Annotated in this window: 1 protein-coding gene; it reads left to right on the top strand. The window is 32.9% G+C overall.

The features are described 5' to 3' along the window. Positions 1-3: 3 nt before the first annotated feature. Positions 4-774, top strand: coding sequence for a phosphoribosyltransferase (locus AACU98_RS11525; protein ID WP_004244852.1), 771 nt, complete (start codon positions 4-6; stop codon positions 772-774). Positions 775-1,617 lie beyond the last annotated feature (843 nt).

Below are 1,617 nucleotides of genomic sequence, written 5' to 3'. Positions count from 1 at the left end.
TTTATGGGATTAATAATTCAAGAGCAATGTGTTATTGTTGATCATAATTGCCCCGACTGGCTAATAACTCAGTCTGAAGGGAATCCAACTATTGATTATACAGATGGCTTAAAAGTTTATGCTATTTTTAAAAGACAATTCCTTTCAGGTAAAAGAAGACGTAATAGAAAACAACGTCAACTGGGGGATAATTGTCCTTTAATTTATGCTTTGAAAAAAAAGGATGATTTATATACAAATATTTCTAGCATAAAAAAACTCAATGATAGCTTCAAAATCATTTGCAATAAACTTATGGAATTAGAACCTAAAGGGTATCAACTAATAATATCAATGCCTTCAGCCCATAATATTAGCCCTATTATCGCAAAACGTTTAGCAAAAAAATTTAATGCCACATATTTAACTGATATTTTAAGAAAAATAACAGTCGATAATGCTTTTCAACTTCTCGATAAAGCAGATATTAATATTGAAGAGGCTAAAAGTCTTAGTTTCAAAATTAAATTACAAGCAAAAGAAGTTGGACTTAAAGGAGGGTTTTCACTAAAAAGTATCCCTACTGAATTTAGGAATATATTTCCACCATTTGTTTTAAACACACAAGCATCATCCAATACTGAAAAAATCAGAATATTACTTGTCGATGATCTTATGGCTACAGGAACAACATTAACTACAGCTAGGGATATCATTGCACAACAGTATCCAAATGCCATTATACATGCTATCTGCCTATTCAGTTCAATAAAAAAACAAAACAAAAAAACTTGATAATATCAAGATAAACAGGTATAAAGGCGTTATAGAGTGTGCTTGAGTCTCCCCGCTCTTAAAATCCAGATGAGACCCGCGTAAGCACCTGACTGAGGTCAGCTTGTAAAGAGCAAGTATCAGTCGATTAGGCAGCGGCTAATCCTTCAACACATATTGTTGTCGTAGAGAAATATCAAAAGGAGAACTTAGGTTCTCCTTTTACTTTTTAATCTTATGTGAAAAATTAACAAAGCATTCTTCCTTTCAAATTTCGTTACTACTATTTATCACGCCCTTTATAAATACTTCTTAATACTCTCTACTATTACAAAATAGCTAGCCCTATTAAAAGAGTAAGTAATCAGAAACTAATTTTGTAATAAAAAACAGACTAGTTACGCCATAAATATACAGAAGAGGGCCTAAACTCTCTCTTTCTATATTCAATAAATATTTGTTTTACTGATTTCAATAAAGTATTAAAAACTTCATTCTGCGATGCCCTGATCTTTTTTCCTTTTGGAGTAATAAAAGTCACTTCTTTTCCACTATGACTACAAGCAGTACTAACTGTACTGCTTGTCTTCACGAGTCTCAATATCAGAACCTCATTCTAAAGCGCTAACGCACAATTGAAAATAAAGTGACAAGCTCCTGCGAAGCACCGCATATTACCCTCCTACTGACCATTTGATATTAATTGGAATTTGAAGGCTTAAAGTTGTTGTATGGATATCATTGTACTTTGGTCTATGACAAAAGAAACTGAGTTAGCCGGAAAACCACACCTTATATCGCGCCCCTGAAAGATGGGTTTTACGACGCACCTGATAATTTGATAAAGGGAACATACACTATATT

The organism is Proteus sp. G4380, assembly GCF_963885725.1.
Classification (GTDB): domain Bacteria; phylum Pseudomonadota; class Gammaproteobacteria; order Enterobacterales; family Enterobacteriaceae; genus Proteus; species Proteus mirabilis.
Note: the sequence above shows the minus strand (reverse complement) of the source record. Positions and strands in the feature narration are given on the sequence as shown.